Origin of the sequence: Paenibacillus sp. FSL E2-0177, from assembly GCF_037992975.1 — a bacterium.
GTDB lineage: Bacteria > Bacillota > Bacilli > Paenibacillales > Paenibacillaceae > Paenibacillus_AQ > Paenibacillus_AQ odorifer.
The window spans coordinates 307,456-323,810 of sequence record NZ_CP150307.1 but is presented as its reverse complement, the minus strand read 5'-3'; the positions used below and the strand labels follow the sequence as shown (position 1 = coordinate 323,810).

Genomic DNA, 16,355 nt, shown 5'->3' with positions numbered 1-16,355 from the left:
GATGTCTTCACACTCCTATCTTCGGATCAGCTTCGGTTCAAAGCCAACCCGCAAAATATCGCCCAGAACATTAAAGCTCAGAACCGTTAATAGTATCAATAACCCCGGGAACAATGCCAAATAAGGTGCCTGAGCGATATATCCCTGCGCATTGTTAAGCATACTGCCCCAAGTGGCATTCGGAGGCTGTACCCCGAACCCAAGGAAGCTTAGGGACGACTCCATCATAATCGCGGAAGCGATATTATTCGTCGCACCTACAATCACAACAGGTACTAGCCCCGGAAGAATATGACGCCAAATAATTCCGAAGTTGCTCTGGCCGGAAGCTTTTGCATACAGTACATATTCCCGTTCTTTAATCGTCATCGTCTCCGCACGAATCACACGGGCAATGTTCATCCACATTAATAGAGCAATGATTAAAATGATGTTTCCTACACTCGGCTTCAAAAATACGCTGAGCAGCAGCAGCACAAGGAAAGATGGAATGGACATCACTACATCAAGCATCCGCATCAATAGATTATCAATCCATCCGCCAAAATATCCACTGATTACGCCCACCGTCACACCTATACCCGTGGCGATGATCATTGAAGCAAAACCAACTAGCAAAGATACCCGGCCACCATACAAAGCTCGGGCAAAATAATCCCGGCCGTAATCATCCGTACCAAACCAATGATCCGCCCCGGGTGCTTTCAAACGTGCCAAAACATCCATTGCATTCGGATCATGTCCGGATAAAAAAGCAAATATAGAGCCTAGTGTGAAGACGATTAAAGTAATGAGGGCTGCGACACCCAATTTATTCGTAAATAGCTCATCTCCAACACTTTTCCATTTACTGCGATTCATGAGGTCACCTCGTTAATTTAATTCGTGGGTCCACGAAGCTATATAGAATATCCGCGACCAGATTGCCGATGATCAGCATTAAAGAAGAGAACAAAGTTATTCCCATAATTACGGGATAATCCATCCCTTTAACCGCAGTCATCCCTAAAGAGCCAATACCCGGCCATGAAAATACCGTCTCCGTTACAATTGCACCCGCCACCAGATCACCCATCGACATCCCGAGCAATGTAATTACTGGCAACAGTACATGCTTAAGCACGTGACGGAACAGAATCGTTGTCTTGCTGGATCCAAAAGCATATTGAATCTGCACATATTCTTCTTTTAGCTGTCCAATCGTACTAGAGCGGATGTATCGTACGTAACCGGCCAGAAATCCAAACGCCAATACGGCGCAAGGCAAAATACCATGCTTCAATACATCAACCGCTGATTCCACACCAATGGTTCGCATCCCCATTATAGGCAGCAGGTGCAGCTTAATTGCGAATAAGTACATAAGTAAGATGGCCAGCCAAAATAAAGGCACTGAAATTCCGATATAGGATAAAAAATTAATTACTTTATCCACCCAGCGGTTCCGGTTAGCTCCAGCAAGCAGACCCATCGGGATCGCCAACAGAACGGCTAAGCCGATTGCACTGCCCATCAAACCTGCTGTTGCAGGTAAACGTTCTAGAATTTGCTCCAATACAGGCTGATGATTCACAAGGGAATAACCGAAGTTGCCCTGCAGTACTTCTTTGATCCATATAAAATATTGAATGTAGGCTGGCTTATCCAGCCCAAGGTTATGCCGGATGCGCTCAATATCATCCGCGTGCATATTCGGCGTAACGAAGGATAGTACCGGATCCCCCGGAGCCAGCTTAATCATCGCAAAGCACACAACCGAGACAAAAAACAGCATCGGCAGGGTTTGCAGTAATCTTCGGACGATAAGTTGTCTCATACGTATATTCTCCCAGTTCTATATCGGTAAAAAAATAAGCTGGATTGACCAGCTTATTTTTTCCCGTTCTTATTTAAGGTAGATTTTCGATAAATCTTCAAAAATAACGACAGGCTTCAAGACTGCTTCTTCTAGACCGCCGTAGTTCTTGGAGACAGCTACAATAGTCTTAGTATTAGCAATTGGATAAATCGGTGCATCGTCAGCAATGATCTCTTGGATCTTCTTATAGATCTCACCACGTTTAGTTACATCTGCTTCTCCTGCACCATCATTGAACAACTTATCGACTTCAGCATTATTATAATGCGAGTAGTTAGAGTCTGCAGTAGAAGTATACAAAATTCTGTAAGCATCAGGATCGTAACCCATAATATAACCTGCAATCGCAAGTTCAAAATCTGTTGAATTCATATCACTGAATTTCTGACCATATGCCGAGGCATCCATATTTTGCAGTTCAACTTCAGCGCCAATGGCCTTTAGCTTTTGCTGCACGTATAGTGAAATGGCTTCCTGAGCTTTATTACCGCTCGATACAATCAATCTCAATTTCAGATCGCTAACCCCTGCCGATTGCAGAAGCTCTTTGGCTTTTTCTACATCATTATCAAAAGAAGGTACGTCATTAGTATAGAACAATGCATCCGGAGTCAAAAAGGACTTCGCCGGGTCTGCATACTCATTAGAAGTATAAGCAGCCTGAATGATTTCATCACGATTTAGGGCTAAAGACAAGGCTTGACGAACTTCTTTTTTAGCAAGAGCACCTCTATCACTGTTTGCATTGAACAACAGGTAGGACAATCGGCCTTCACTATAAGGCAGGATTTCGAAATTGTTCGAAGCCTCAATCGTTCCAACATCCTGTGGATCTAGATACTTAATGTTGATCTCACCATTCTGAAGTGCGAGATTCGCAGCATTCGTATCTTTAGCAATCCGGTACGTTATAGAATCAAGATGTGGTTTGCCGCCAAAGTAGTTATCAAATCTCTCGAGTGTAACATATTCGCCTGCTTTGTATTCTTTAAATTTAAATGGGCCAGATCCAACCGGAGCAGCATTCTTGGTGCTTTTCTCTAGATCCGTCTCATTCTCAAAAATATGCTTTGGAATCGGAAATACTTGCACTAGTGTAGCTTCAAAAGCTGGGCTGACCTGCGGAAGCTTGAACTCTACAGTCAGATCATCCACCTTAACTGCCTTAACGGGTTTATCACCGATGAATAAGTTCGCTCTCAGCATGCTGTTTTGCTTCTCATCGAGGATGCTATCAATCGTGAACACGACATCGTCAGCTGTAAGCTTTTCTCCGTCATGCCAAGTTAGTCCACTTTTCAGTTTCAATGTATAAGTCAGGTTATCTTCGGAAAGTGTCAGGCTGTCTGCCAAGTAGAAGGTCTTCTCTCCGTTATTCACTTGGAACAATGGCGCGTAGAGCGCTTGGTCAATCGTCAGACTGACACGATCACCTGCATAGTTCGGATTTAGAATGACAGGATCTGCAGCGACCCCAATAATTAAGTTGCCGCCATCTTTTGGTTCAGTGCTTGCTGTCGATCCTTCAGTAGCCGTAGGCGTCTGATTTGTATTTGTGGAAGCGGCGTTATTTCCCCCGGAGCACGCGCTAATCAAAAATGTTAACAAAACCAAAGTAATAACTCCAGATAATCCTCTACGCATAAGTTTCTCCCCCGTGTCTATATTGTCTTTGTTTGTTTTTATATTGTATATCGGGATACTAGGAATTACAATGGATAGCATTTCACATTAATGTAATATTGAGGGAACTGATAATTTCCACCTTTTTCATGACATCCCCACGCCTTAAAGTATCCACATGGTCCATACCTGAAATGACTCTTCCGAATACAGTATGCCAAGGGTCGCAATAATCAAACTCTGTTCAGCCACCAATATGAGCTTCAGTCTTCGCTGTCTCTTCCGGTGCAATCAATTTCCTCAGCATCCTCATTCAGCAGAGGTCGGTATTCACCCTTTCCATCATCCCAGAACACATCCGCACGAGGATTCATGGCCAGTAACAGATTGATTAACTACTGAACTTTTAGTGGTGATTTATCCATAGTCTCATTCCTGTACTCATCTGGCTGCATTCTTATCTAATTATCCGGTAATTGTACAGCAGATTCATCAAAATTAATATATCTAAAAAGTTCAATTTATCCAACTCTCATTTCTCATTTACTATAAGAACTTTGCGAAATAAGGATTATTACTCTCTCACTGTAAATATATTGAGAACATACCTATACCTCTCGGAAGAAAGGGAGAGTCCCCCAAGGAGGCCGCAATGAATAAGACACGCGTATTAATCGGCAGCCCGATCCATCAAAAGCCCAATGTATTACGGGAATTTCTGAATTCCCTGCTGCGCTTGAATATCGAGCAAATCGAACTGGATTTCCATCTGATTGATGACAATGATGATGAGGAATCCAGCCGGCTGCTCCAGGAATTCAAAAGCAAGGGCGAGCATATTTTTATTCAAAGCTCCGGCTTTAACGATGTGTACATTCGCAATGATACGACTCACTATTGGAATTCTGATTTAGTCTGGAAAGTCGCCAACTTCAAAAACCTCATGATTAACCGAGCGCAAACCCTGAACTACGACTACCTGTTCCTGATCGACTCAGACCTCATCCTCCACCCCGCTACGCTAAGACATCTAATAGGGACGAACAAAGATATTATTTCAGAGGTATTTTGGACACAGTGGCAGCCCGATACCATGTTTCAGCCGCAGGTCTGGATGCATGACGAATATAATCAGTGGGAGATACTTCCCGGCGAAAAACTGCAACCCGAGGAGATCAACCGCAGATTTCATGAATTCATAGCCAAACTCCGCAATCCTGGAATCTATGAAGTGGGGGGGCTCGGCGCTTGTACATTGATTAGCCAGCATGCGATAAAAGCCGGGGTGAGCTACAATCAGATCCGGAACATATCATACTGGGGCGAGGATCGCCATTTCTGCATTCGTGCCGCGGCCCTTGGCATCCCGCTATTTGTTGACACCCATTATCCTGCCCTTCATTTGTACAGAGATAGTGATTTGAACAAGGTTGAAGATTTCATCAGAGAAACAACAGGAGTAAAAGCTGAATCGGCACCCACACCCATCGAGGAAAATTCCAATGAGGTTGCAGCTGCTCCTATAACCAAAAAGCGTCCCAAGCTAACCCTTACCATGGTTGTAAAAAATGAAAGCGGGCGCTTCCTGCGACAGGTTCTGGAGGAACACCGCAAATATATCGATGAGGCTGTCATTATTGATGACGGCAGCACCGACAATACGGCAGCTGTCTGTCTGGAAGCACTTGAAGGCATTCCCGTTCATCTCGTGCATAATACCGAATCCAAGTTCAGCAATGAAATTGAGCTGCGAAAACAGCAGTGGGAGGAAGTCCTAAAGACAAATCCCGAGTGGATTCTGAGTCTGGACGCGGATGAGATCTTTGAAGCCAGCTTTGCGGAAAATATAGATACCTTGCTGTATGCAGATGGGGTCGATCTGTTCTGCTTCCGCCTTTACGATTTATGGAACGCGAACCATTACAGGGAGGATACCTACTGGCGCTCTCATCTGAACTATCGCCCTTTTTTGCTTCGCTATAAAGAAGACTTCAACTATGTATGGAATGAATCCCCACAGCACTGTGGGCGGTTCCCGGAAAATATCTTTGAGCTGTCTCATCAGCTAAGCAACCTGCGGCTCAAGCATCTCGGTTGGTCCAAAGCCGAGTTCCGGCTGGAAAAATATCTGCGTTATATGCTCCTCGACCCCGACGGCAAATACGGCTGGAAAGAGCAGTATATGTCCATCTTGGATGAACAGCCTCATCTAATCCCTTGGGTGGAGTGAGGCTTACAATAAAAAGGGCGTTCACAAAACTGTTAGGGTTTTGTGGACGCCTTTTTTTATTCAGAACTCAATTCAGAACTCTGTGGTCCATCGACTTCTGGCTTCAGAATGGTTACCGTCAGCTCGTTGCCGGATTCATCCACCTGAATAACTGATCCCTCTGCGGCTTCACCAGCAATAATCGCACGCGCCACACGTGTCTCCAAGCTGCGCTGGATAAATCTTTTCAACGGTCTTGCCCCATACACAGGATCAAAACCTTCCTTAGCGATAAAACGCACCGCCGATTCAGTTAATGCCAGCCCGATCTCCCGTTCTGCCAGACGTAGACGCAATCCATCCACCAGTTTGTCCACAATTTTCTCGATCTCACCCAGTGTCAGCGGCTTGAACATTACAATGTCATCCACCCGGTTCAGGAACTCTGGACGGAAATGACCACTCAGTTCCTTCATCACTCTATCCTTGGCAGCTTCCGTGAGCTGACCGTTTTCATCGGTGCCTTGAATCAGATAAGGTGAACCGATATTGGAAGTCATAATGATGATTGTATTCTTGAAGTCAACCATTCGGCCTTGTGAATCAGTCAGCCGTCCATCATCAAGCAGCTGCAACAGAATGTTAAACACATCGGGATGCGCCTTCTCCACTTCATCGAGCAGCACTACAGTATAAGGCTGACGCCGCACAGCTTCCGTGAGCTGCCCGCCTTCCTCATATCCAACATATCCTGGAGGTGCGCCGACGAGACGAGAGACACTATGCTTTTCCATATACTCCGACATATCTATACGGATCATGCCATCTTCGCGGTCAAACAGAGATACCGCAAGCGACTTAGCCAGCTCAGTCTTCCCTACACCCGTCGGGCCAAGGAACAGGAATGAACCAATCGGGCGATTCGGATCTTTGATTCCTGCTCTTGCCCGAAGCACTGCATCGGCCACCAAGCTGACTGCTTCGTCTTGGCCCACTACCCGTTCATGCAGCGTATCCTCCAGACGCAGCAGCTTATCCCGCTCACCTTCTACCAGTCGGCTAACTGGAACGCCGGTCCAGCGGGAGACAATATCTGCGATTTCCTCTTCAGTAACAGCCTCACGTAGCAATCTTGTATCCTGGTCCTGCTGTGCCGCTTCTTCCGCTGTTTTCAGCTGACGCTCCAGATCAGGAATAATGCCGTAGCTCAGTTCGGCTGACTTATTAAGATCATATTCCTCCTGTGCATCGACCAGATCCTTGCGCGCTTGCTCCAGCCGTTTTTTGAGGTCGCGAATCCCTTGGATGGCCGACTTCTCTTTCTCCCAGCGCGCCGTCATTCCTAGCTGTTTCTCCTTCAGGTCAGCGAGCTCGCGCTGCAATATTTCGAGACGGCGTTTGCTGGCGTCATCGGTTTCTTTTTTTAGCGCTGCTTCTTCAATCTCCATCTGCATCAGGCGGCGGGTCACTTCATCCATCTCACCCGGCATAGAGTCTATCTCTGTGCGGATCATGGCGCAAGCCTCGTCCACTAGGTCAATCGCCTTATCCGGTAAAAATCGATCCGTAATATATCGATTGGACAATACCCCTGCGGCTACCAGTGCGCTGTCATGGATTTTGACCCCGTGGTGAACTTCAAACCGCTCCTTCAGACCACGCAAAATGGAGATCGTATCCTCTACATCGGGTTCGCTCACGAGCACCTGTTGGAAACGGCGCTCCAGCGCAGGGTCCTTCTCTATATATTTGCGATATTCATCGAGCGTTGTGGCACCGATACAGTGCAGCTCACCCCGGGCTAACATCGGCTTCAGCATATTGCCCGCATCCATCGAGCCTTCGGTTTTACCTGCGCCCACAATCGTATGCAGCTCATCAATAAAAAGAATAATGCGGCCGTTACTTTCGCGAACCTCCCTCAATACCGCCTGCAGACGTTCTTCGAATTCACCACGGAACTTCGCACCTGCCACAAGTGAACTCATATCCAGTGAAAAAATCGTCTTATCTTTCAGCCCCTCTGGTACGTCTTTGCGTACGATCCGGTGGGCCAAGCCTTCCACAATGGCTGTTTTCCCTACACCTGGTTCACCGATCAGCACAGGGTTATTTTTCGTTTTACGGGACAAAATCCGGATTACCCGGCGGATCTCGCCATCACGACCAATGACTGGATCAATCTTGCCCGCGCGAACCTCTGCTACAAGATCACGGCCGTATTTCTCCAGCACCTCATAAGTAGCTTCTGGCTCCCGGCTGGTTACCCGCTGATGTCCACGAATCTCAGCAAGCACCGACATCAGCTTCTCACGGGTCAGCCCACGGCGGACAAAAAGATCCCTTAGCTCACGATTCTCCCCGCTCGAATCTGACACCATGGCCAGCACCGCATGCTCCACAGAAACAAACTCATCCTGCATCTTCGCCGCTTCCTTCTCCGCCTGCTCCAGCAGATGAATCAGCGATTGCGAGGCGTAACGCCTTACCGTGCTTGCTCCTGACCCGCTGATGCTCGGCTTGCGTTGAAGCAGTTCATCTGTGCTGCGCATCAGCTCAGCCACAGGGATATTCATCTTTTGCAGCAATCTTGGCAGCAATCCTTCTTGCTGCTGAAGCAACGCTTTTAACAGATGGAGATTATCGATCTCCTGATGACCGCTGTCTGATGCCAGCGACTGCGCCGCAGCTACTGCTTCCTGCAGCTTTTGAGTTAATTTATTGAAATCCATAGCTCTCTCACCTTTCTATTTAGGAGTGATTATATTAAATCGGCCTTTTGGGCCGGGGATAGGTTAATTTAGTGGGATTTATCCCGCTTATTTCGAGTAACTGGCTGGTTTGCGCTCATTCTGCGGGATTTTTACCGTTCTTTTCGAGTAACTAGTTGGTTTGCACTCATTCTACGGGATTTTTACCGTTCTTTTCGAGTAACTAGTCGGTTTGCACTCATTCTACGGGATTTATACCGTTCTTTTCGAGTAACTAGTTGGTTTGCGCTCATTCTACGGGATTTTTGCCGCTCTTTTCGAGTAACTAGCTGGTTTGCACTCATTCTGCGGGATTTTTACCGTTCTTTTCGAGTAACTAGTTGGCTTGCACTCATTCTACGGGATTTTTACCGTTCTTTTCGAGTAACTAGTTGGTTTGCACTCATTCTGCGGGATTTATACTGTTCTTTTCGAGTAACTAGTTGGTTTGCGCTCATTCTACGGGATTTTTGCCGCTCTTTTCGAGTAACTAGCTGGTTTGCGCTCATTCTACGGGATTTTTACCGTTCTTTTCGACCTACGAGCCCCATTCGGCACTTTCGAAGACACTTTTGCTTCTCTTTTCGACCAACGATCTCCATCCGGCACTTTCTAAGGCATTTTTGCTTCTTTTTTCGCACATCGAGCCAATTTCGGCGCTTTCTAAGGCACTTTTGCTTCTCTTTTCGCACATCGAGCCTATTTCAGCGCTTTCTAAGGCACTTTTGCTTCTCTTTTCGCACATCGAGCCTCATTCAGCGCATTCTAAGGCACTTTTGCTTCTCTTTTCGACCATCGTGCCCAATTCGGCGCTTTCTAAGGCACTTTTGCTTCTTTTTTCGCACATCGAGCCTATTTCGGCGCTTTCTAAGGTGTTTTTGCCTTTCTTTTCGCCCAACGAGCCCCATTCAGCGCTTTCTAAGGCACTTTTGCTTCTCTTTACGACCATCGATCCCAGTTTGGCACTCTCGAAGGCACTTTCGAAAGCACTTTTGGCACTCTTTTCCCACCATAGTGCCGACTTTCACCGTTTGAGCGAAACGTTCATTTATAGTTAGTGGCTAAATAAGTTACTGTTCTGCAACTAGCATTCAAATCACCTTATTCACCAACCAGAGTTGATCACAAACGAGTGAAATCACCTCACCTCTACCTCTTCTACCTATCTATTAATTACCCACTTTCGCCTTCTGCCGCTGGGTGCCAGTGCTTTGACGTTTAGCTCTGGCTTCGAAAGGGCTGGAGTCTGCCAGCTTTCGGTAGAGATTTTTCTCCGCTTCGCTGATAGGTTCAGGGATAACAATCTCAATTCCAAATAAAATATCGCCGTTCGCACCATTCTCACGTTTTAAGCCCTTGCCGGGGATACGTAGCGTTTTGCCGCTCTGAATTCCTGCTGGAATCTTCAATTTCACGGCGCCGCCCCCCGGTAATGGAACCTTCACTTCTCCACCCAATACCGCTTGCCAAGGAGCGATTTCAACCATGCCATATAAGTCGCCATCGCGAATCTCATAAATATCATGAGGAAGAATATGAAGTGCCAGCAGCACGTCGCCACCCGGAGTGTTTCCCGCGATTTTAATAATTGTACCCTCATAGGATCTAGGCGGAATGTTCACATCCACCGTTTTGTCACTGACCTGTACTCTTACAGTGGCACCTTTATAAGCCTGCTCCAAGGTAATATCCAGCTGCGCCTGCATGGTACTACGGGCCTCGCCCCACGGATTGCCATTCGCACGCCCCGTTCCACTTCCCGAGAAAAAATCAAAGCCAGCCCGATCCGCCGAGCCCCGATTCCCAAAAAACATCCCGAATAAATCTTCCTCCGAAATACCAGAACCTCCTGTTGAATAAGTTCCACCGTTCCAGCTTCCACTTCCACCAAAGTTTGAATCCCAAGAGGAGGCTCCACTCGCCGCCCCTCCACTAGCTCTGCCACGTTGAGCTCCATAAAGCAGCTCTTCATCATAGAGTTTCCGTTTATCCTCATTACCAAGCACTTCATAGGCTTCAGCTGCTTCTTTGAATTTCGCCTCTGCCTCAGGGGCTTTGTTAACATCGGGATGCCACTTCTTGGCAAGCTTTTGATAAGCCTTTTTAATTTCCTGTTTAGTAGCTTTTTTGCTCACACCCAAAGCATCATAATAGCTTTTACTAGCCACTCGCGCTTCCTCCTTTCCATCCCTATTCTCATATTGACCACCATTGCACTCCGAGAAAAGACGCACCATAGCCGGAATCCTCCACTACAATGCGCCTTCTATTCATAACACTATATTAAAAGCCCGCTGCCATCTCTAAAAGACTGAGCGGAAGTTCATTCCGCTTAATTTATGCTTATTCAGACTGCGAACCCGTAGAATTAGAATCTCCGTCTTGAATCTCGATGCGTTTACCTTGCATTTTTTGCCGTTTGGGAACTTCCAGCTTCAGCACTCCATCTTTCAAAGACGCGCGAATTTCTTCCTCGGCAATATCTTGAACATAGAATCTGCGCACATATTCACCATATCGGCGTTCTCTGCGTACAATCTGATGTTCCTTGTTCTCCTCGGCATTTTCTTCCTTACGTACCGCTTTAATCGTCAAATAAGGACTGGCATAATCAATGTCGATTTCTTCTTTTTTCAAACCAGGAAGTTCAGCTTCAATCAGGTAAGCCTGCTCACTCTCACGAATATCTGTTCTGAAGGACATCGTGGAGCTCTTAATCGGTGCAAAAAAATCATCATTAAAAACATCATTCAAGGACTTAGCCAGCACACCAAAAGCATCATCTCTACGTTTACCAAAAGGAACCATATCAAACATTATCCATTCTCCTCTCATTGACTTTGACTTTATTTGACCTATGACCTTATTATAGTCCCCCACCCGAGGAATAACAAAACCGATTTAAGCCGATTATCGCTCAAATTCAGGCGAATTAGCTGATTTTCCACAACGAAATTAGTTCTTTTTATTTATTTGACCAATTTTGACCTTTGTTTGATCTTTCGTAAATGACACCTATATAATCATGATCCAACTTGCAGTACGATTATTATATGTTCAGACCTTCCGTTCAATACAAGCCATTAGCTTCTAATCATCTTCACGCCAGCTTTTAAACAGAGTTTTCTTACGATCTATCAAAATTTAACGATTTAAAGATGAAGCCAGCAGAAGTGATATAATGAAAGACAACTAAAGACCATTTTCATTACAGGAGACCAATTGTATGCAACCAACCTATCCTATGGATGATACGCAGTGGAGTAAGCTCATCCAAAATGTCGCCTATTATTTCGATGATCTTACCCTCAAGCGGGGGTTCCAATATTATAAACAAAATCGAGTGCAGCCGTTTACCATGACGGAGCCTCGTAAGATTAACGCTCTAGTTGAAGGTAGAGAGGATTACCGCGTCACCATTGATCTCGACGGCTTCACCAATTGTCATTGTAATTGTCCAGTATCAGGTCATTGCAAGCATATGGCTGCCGTGCTGTTGAATTATGCCGAACAACAAAATAGATCTGTACAGGTTTTGGCTAACGCTAAAGCTGCATCCTTTTTGCCTAAAATATCAAGTACAGCAACAAGTACTTCTATTGGAGCCGATGCAACTCGTCAGCAGCAAATGAAAGAGATGGCCAACCGCATCGCTAGCGGAAAAATAATGGAGTGGCGGGAGTATTTTGAATTCTGTATCTCCCCTCTAGCCCATACTACCCGAAATCCTGAATATGTGAGTCGGGCCTTGTCTGCAATTAATAAATTCAAACCAAAAATGCTTCCGGAAACGGAGAAGCTGTTCACTCTGCATGCTCATCTTTATCTGTTGGAAAAGCTCGCTAAGCCTTCCACGCAATCCGTCGGTCAGGCCGCTTACGCCCCTTCTCTTGGTTATTACACACAGGTAGCAGTCTCAGAGCTACAGGAAGTAATCACAGGTCTTTTAAAAAAGACACTTCCGCTGTCCCCCGAGCAAGAGCAGGATCTATGGCCATACGTCATCGATACTTTATCTTATCTGCGGTGCGAGATGTTGACGGAGTCGCGGGATCGCTCACGGGATCAACCCTCTTTTTCTCTTAGCTATGATCTGCTGTGGAGAAATTGGATTTATCCGAATACAGGTGGAACTAAGCTTTACCTGAATGAAATCGAACAGCTGCAGCAAGCAGAAGGTGAATTAGGCGCTTCCCTGTCACAACATGCGTGGCTGTTAGCTCAGAGCCGCATGTATTACTATCTGATGGATGACCAGAAGGCTTGGGACTTACTGAATAAGGCTGCCGAACGCCCGGGTCTCCATCCCGATGAGCTCATGAGCTTCACCTCTCCGCTGCTGGATGCAGGGGATTGGTCCCGGTTGGTGGGTTGGCTTGTTCAGATCGGTCCACTACTGAGCAGCAGACTCTATAATCTCAATAGCTATTCAACCAGTTGGGAAGAAGCTGTTCGCCACCTGCCTGAAGCTGAGCTGCAAATGTGGGACACACTAGCCACCATGTTACCTATCTCTGGCGAAGTCTATGAAGAGAAGCTAATCACCTATGAGAAATGGCAGACCTGGATGGATTATCAGCTGTCCATCGGTAAACAGCCCTCCGAATTTCGTGTCAAAGACCTCCAACCGGTGGAAAAGAATGCACCTGAGGTTCTGCTGCCCTTTTACCATCAGGCCGCCGAAAGATTCGTGCTGGATAAGAACAGACATAGCTACAAAGCGGCTGTGAAATTATTGAAACGATTATCCAAGCTGTATAAAAAGCTGAAACAAGAAGAACGCTGGGAAGAGTTCCTCACTGCCTTCGCCATTAGGCATAGCAGGCTCCGTGCGCTGCAAGAGGAGCTTCGGAAAGGAAAGCTAATACCATGAACATGCATTTACGCACGCTAACCATCCGGCTTGCATTAAGCCAGTATGGCGATGCTTTAATATTTGGAATGAATGAGCGCGAAGATCTCGTGCCGGGCTTGCAGCTTAAGCAGCGGCTTTTCGCCTGGCATGAGGCGTCTTTTTATGGTACGGAGTTAACCGTGCAGCCCGCTGGCGAAGGCGTGGAGCTAGTGATTCTTCCTGCTGAGCAGGTCATCCCCTTCTTTGCCGAGCAGAAGCTTTTGGCGCATATCGAATGGAGCTGGGAGGGCGATGCCGCCCACCTCACAGAACTGGCGCCACTTCTGGCTATATGTCTGGAGCACAAACAGTATATTCCCGACATCTCCGTCTACCGCGCCGGGAGGCTGCAATGGACTTGGGACGAGGGGGCTCTTGCGCAGGTGGCAGTGGACAGTGACACTGCTAAGGGAGCCCTTGAGGCGCTAAATGGCGGCAGCGAATTTAGCCGTGGATTACGTGCGGCGTTCTCTGCCGCCGTATCGCAGCGCTATTACAGCACGGAGGCCGAGGCCGGCGACCTCCGCAGCGAATTCCCGCTTCTCTTCGATAGAAGCGGAGCACTTGCAGCGGGCATGGATACCGCTGCGTGGCTTATCGCCATTGGCTGGAAGGCGGACACCGCGCCTTTCCGGCCCGCTCTACAGCTGCTGGAGCCCGATGAGGATGAATCCTATTGGCGGCTGCAGCTGATCCTTCAGGACAAGCGCGATGAATCCGCGCTTGTTCCCATCAGGCTCGCCGATAACGGCGAGCCGTACGGCTTGTGGCCGGCCGCGTGGTCGGCTCACGTGCATGAACGGGCCGCGGGATGGCTGGAGCGCCTCCGCGGCAGTCTGCCGCCCGAGCGCTTCGCGGCGGGCGGCGATGTGCTGGCCGAACCGCTGAGCGATGCCATCGCCTGGCGGTTCTTGACGGCCGAGAGCCAGCGGCTGCTGGAAGCTGGCTGGCAAGTGCTGCTGCCGGCGTGGTGGGAAGCCGCCAGCCGGAAAAAGCCGCGCCTGCGCGCAAAGATCAGCTCCGGCGAAGACAAACGCAGCGGTGGCGAGTCGCTGTTTGGTCTCGATTCGATCATCGATTTCGATTGGCGAATCTCCATCGGCGATGCGGATCTCACTGAAGCCGAATTTGCCGAGCTGGTCGCAAGAGGGGAACGGCTCGTCCGCTTCAAGGGCAAATGGGTCTCACTCGATCCGGCTCTGCTGGCGCAAATCCAAAGAGCCATGGCGGGAATGGACAAGTCGCAAGGCTTGTCCTTCCAAGACGTGCTTCAGCTCCACTTGCTAGGAGCTGGTGAAGAGGCAGACGCTGAAGCTACGGAAGAGCAGCTGCAAGAGGATGCCGCGCGTCTGCGTCTGGAGGTAGAGCTGAACGAGCATTTGATCAGCCTTATCGGTCAGCTGGGCCAGCGCTCAGAATGGCCTAAGCCGCCCGTACCTGCAGGCCTTAAAGCGGAGCTGCGCACCTATCAGCATGAAGGATTCGCTTGGCTGACCTTTCTGCGCCGCTTTGGGCTGGGGGCCTGTCTAGCCGATGATATGGGACTAGGCAAAACAGTACAGCTCATCGCCTATCTGCTACACATCCAAGAAAACACGGATGCAAGCTCAGCCCGGCGGCAGACCGACCCACCAGGCTGGCCTTCATTGATCATCTGCCCGACCTCTGTGTTAGGCAATTGGCAGAAGGAGCTGCAACGCTTCGCGCCTTCGTTGAATGTTATGCTTCATTACGGAAGCCGCCGTCTGGACGCAGGATTCTTCTATGGCGCAGCTTCGCAAGCCGATGTGGTACTGACCTCTTATGCGACTGCTGCGCTTGACCAAGAGCTGCTAAAGGAATTCACTTGGGCGACGATCTGCCTGGATGAAGCTCAAAATATCAAAAATGCCCAAACCAAACAATCCGCAGCTGTACGTAGTTTTCCAGCTCTACACCGGGTCGCCTTAACAGGGACGCCGATAGAGAACAGATTATCCGAGCTGTGGTCCATTTATGATTTTATAACCCCAGGTTATCTGGGCAGCGCCAAGTCTTTTAATGACCGATTCACGAATGCTATTGAAAAGGAACGCGACGCGAAACGTACAGCGGACCTACAAAATCTAGTAAAACCCTTCATGCTGCGCCGCAAGAAAAAAGACCCTAATATACAGCTCGATCTACCTGATAAAAATGAAATGAAAACCTATGTTCATCTGACAGCCGAACAAGCGGCGCTTTACGATCAAACCGTAAACGGACTGTTGGAACGGATGAAGAAGCTGGAAGGCATTGAGCGCAAAGGGGCAATTCTCGGAGCTCTGACCGGGCTTAAGCAGCTATGCGATCACCCGATGCTTGTGACAAAAGAAGCTATCCCTGAGCTTGATACGGACAATAAACTGGATACCAGCTTTCTTATTAACCGCTCCTCCAAACTCGAAAGACTGCTGGACATGGTTAAGGAGCTGCGCGCGGAAGACGAGCGCTGCCTGATTTTTACTCAATATGTGGGTATGGGAAAAATGCTTCAGGCGGTTCTCCAGCAGGAGCTGGGCGAACCCGTCCTTTATTTGAACGGAAGTACCTCCAAACAGGCGCGCGACCGCATGATCGAGCGGTTTCAGACACCAGCCCCTTCGGCGGAAGATGGGTCTACACGCCCAGACACATCGCCGTCTGATCAGCCGAATGTATTCATCCTTTCACTCAAAGCTGGGGGAGTTGGCCTGAACTTAACTGCAGCCAATCACGTATTCCACTTCGACCGCTGGTGGAATCCAGCGGTGGAGAATCAAGCAACTGACCGCGCTTACCGCATGGGCCAGACTCGTGATGTGCAGGTGCATAAATTCATCGCCCTGGGCACACTCGAAGAACGGATTGATGAGATGCTGGAGAATAAACAGCAGCTCAGCGATAATGTGATCTCCAGCTCGGAAGGCTGGATTACCGAGCTGTCCACAGAGGCTCTGAAAGATCTCTTCACCTTGCGTCGTGACTTAAATGACTAGCAAAAAGGAACATTCGCGTAAATGC

At 48.0% G+C, this 16,355-nt stretch carries 10 protein-coding genes and 1 pseudogene; 4 read left to right on the top strand and 7 right to left on the bottom strand.

All coding sequences use genetic code 11. From position 1 onward, the window contains the following. Positions 1 to 15: 15 nt before the first annotated feature. The 4 genes and pseudogenes from MHI25_RS01430 to MHI25_RS01415 all read right to left on the bottom strand — a co-directional run. Positions 16 to 861, bottom strand: coding sequence for an ABC transporter permease (locus MHI25_RS01430; protein ID WP_036687295.1), 846 nt, complete (start codon positions 859 to 861; stop codon positions 16 to 18). 4 nt (positions 862 to 865) lie between these two features. Further along, positions 866 to 1,816, bottom strand: a complete 951-nt coding sequence (locus tag MHI25_RS01425) for an ABC transporter permease (RefSeq protein WP_076127007.1) — start codon at positions 1,814 to 1,816, stop codon at positions 866 to 868. A gap of 69 nt (positions 1,817 to 1,885) precedes the next feature. Then, positions 1,886 to 3,502 carry an ABC transporter substrate-binding protein gene (locus tag MHI25_RS01420; RefSeq protein ID WP_076127005.1) on the bottom strand — a complete coding sequence of 539 codons (1,617 nt, stop codon included), beginning with the start codon at positions 3,500 to 3,502 and terminating at the stop codon, positions 1,886 to 1,888. Positions 3,503 to 3,584: 82 nt separating this feature from the next. Beyond that, positions 3,585 to 3,698 (bottom strand): annotated as a pseudogene (locus tag MHI25_RS01415) (peptidylprolyl isomerase); the annotation flags it as partial. A gap of 435 nt (positions 3,699 to 4,133) precedes the next feature. Here MHI25_RS01415 and MHI25_RS01410 point away from each other — a divergent pair. Then, positions 4,134 to 5,711, top strand: a complete 1,578-nt coding sequence (locus MHI25_RS01410) for a glycosyltransferase (RefSeq protein WP_340394836.1) — start codon at positions 4,134 to 4,136, stop codon at positions 5,709 to 5,711. A 56-nt stretch (positions 5,712 to 5,767) separates the two neighbouring features. On the opposite strand, the gene clpB is transcribed toward MHI25_RS01410, so the two are convergent. Then, positions 5,768 to 8,422, bottom strand: coding sequence for an ATP-dependent chaperone ClpB (gene clpB, locus MHI25_RS01405; protein WP_076127001.1), 2,655 nt, complete (start codon positions 8,420 to 8,422; stop codon positions 5,768 to 5,770). A 590-nt stretch (positions 8,423 to 9,012) separates the two neighbouring features. On the opposite strand from clpB, the gene MHI25_RS01400 reads away from it, so the two are divergent. After that, on the top strand, positions 9,013 to 9,498 hold the full coding sequence (locus MHI25_RS01400; RefSeq protein WP_139332122.1) for a hypothetical protein: 486 nt from the start codon (positions 9,013 to 9,015) through the stop codon (positions 9,496 to 9,498). Positions 9,499 to 9,609: 111 nt separating this feature from the next. On the opposite strand, the gene MHI25_RS01395 is transcribed toward MHI25_RS01400, so the two are convergent. After that, complete coding sequence (locus MHI25_RS01395) at positions 9,610 to 10,608, bottom strand: DnaJ C-terminal domain-containing protein (RefSeq protein ID WP_175618984.1); 999 nt, start codon at positions 10,606 to 10,608, stop codon at positions 9,610 to 9,612. A gap of 175 nt (positions 10,609 to 10,783) precedes the next feature. After that, positions 10,784 to 11,257 (bottom strand): Hsp20/alpha crystallin family protein, encoded by a 474-nt coding sequence (locus tag MHI25_RS01390; RefSeq protein WP_076186194.1) that lies wholly within the window; start codon positions 11,255 to 11,257, stop codon positions 10,784 to 10,786. A 409-nt stretch (positions 11,258 to 11,666) separates the two neighbouring features. Here MHI25_RS01390 and MHI25_RS01385 point away from each other — a divergent pair, with 409 nt between their 5' ends. Then, on the top strand, positions 11,667 to 13,313 hold the full coding sequence (locus tag MHI25_RS01385) for an SWIM zinc finger family protein (RefSeq protein ID WP_340394835.1): 1,647 nt from the start codon (positions 11,667 to 11,669) through the stop codon (positions 13,311 to 13,313). Beyond that, the gene (locus MHI25_RS01380) at positions 13,310 to 16,330 is read left to right on the top strand and encodes a DEAD/DEAH box helicase (RefSeq protein WP_340394834.1); all 3,021 of its coding nucleotides are present in this window, start codon (positions 13,310 to 13,312) and stop codon (positions 16,328 to 16,330) included. Before MHI25_RS01385 ends, MHI25_RS01380 begins: the two co-directional genes overlap by 4 nt. The last annotated feature ends 25 nt before the right edge of the window (positions 16,331 to 16,355 follow it).

What these genes read in the sequence shown, in the direction of transcription:
- MHI25_RS01430 (WP_036687295.1), bottom strand. Translation starts at nt 861, where the DNA reads ATGAATCGCAGTAAATGGAAAAGTGTTGGAGATGAGCTATTTACGAAT.
- MHI25_RS01425 (WP_076127007.1), bottom strand. Translation starts at nt 1,816, where the DNA reads ATGAGACAACTTATCGTCCGAAGATTACTGCAAACCCTGCCGATGCTG.
- MHI25_RS01420 (WP_076127005.1), bottom strand. Translation starts at nt 3,502, where the DNA reads ATGCGTAGAGGATTATCTGGAGTTATTACTTTGGTTTTGTTAACATTT.
- MHI25_RS01410 (WP_340394836.1), top strand. Translation starts at nt 4,134, where the DNA reads ATGAATAAGACACGCGTATTAATCGGCAGCCCGATCCATCAAAAGCCC.
- clpB (WP_076127001.1), bottom strand. Translation starts at nt 8,422, where the DNA reads ATGGATTTCAATAAATTAACTCAAAAGCTGCAGGAAGCAGTAGCTGCG.
- MHI25_RS01390 (WP_076186194.1), bottom strand. Translation starts at nt 11,257, where the DNA reads ATGTTTGATATGGTTCCTTTTGGTAAACGTAGAGATGATGCTTTTGGT.
- MHI25_RS01385 (WP_340394835.1), top strand. Translation starts at nt 11,667, where the DNA reads ATGCAACCAACCTATCCTATGGATGATACGCAGTGGAGTAAGCTCATC.
- MHI25_RS01380 (WP_340394834.1), top strand. Translation starts at nt 13,310, where the DNA reads ATGAACATGCATTTACGCACGCTAACCATCCGGCTTGCATTAAGCCAG.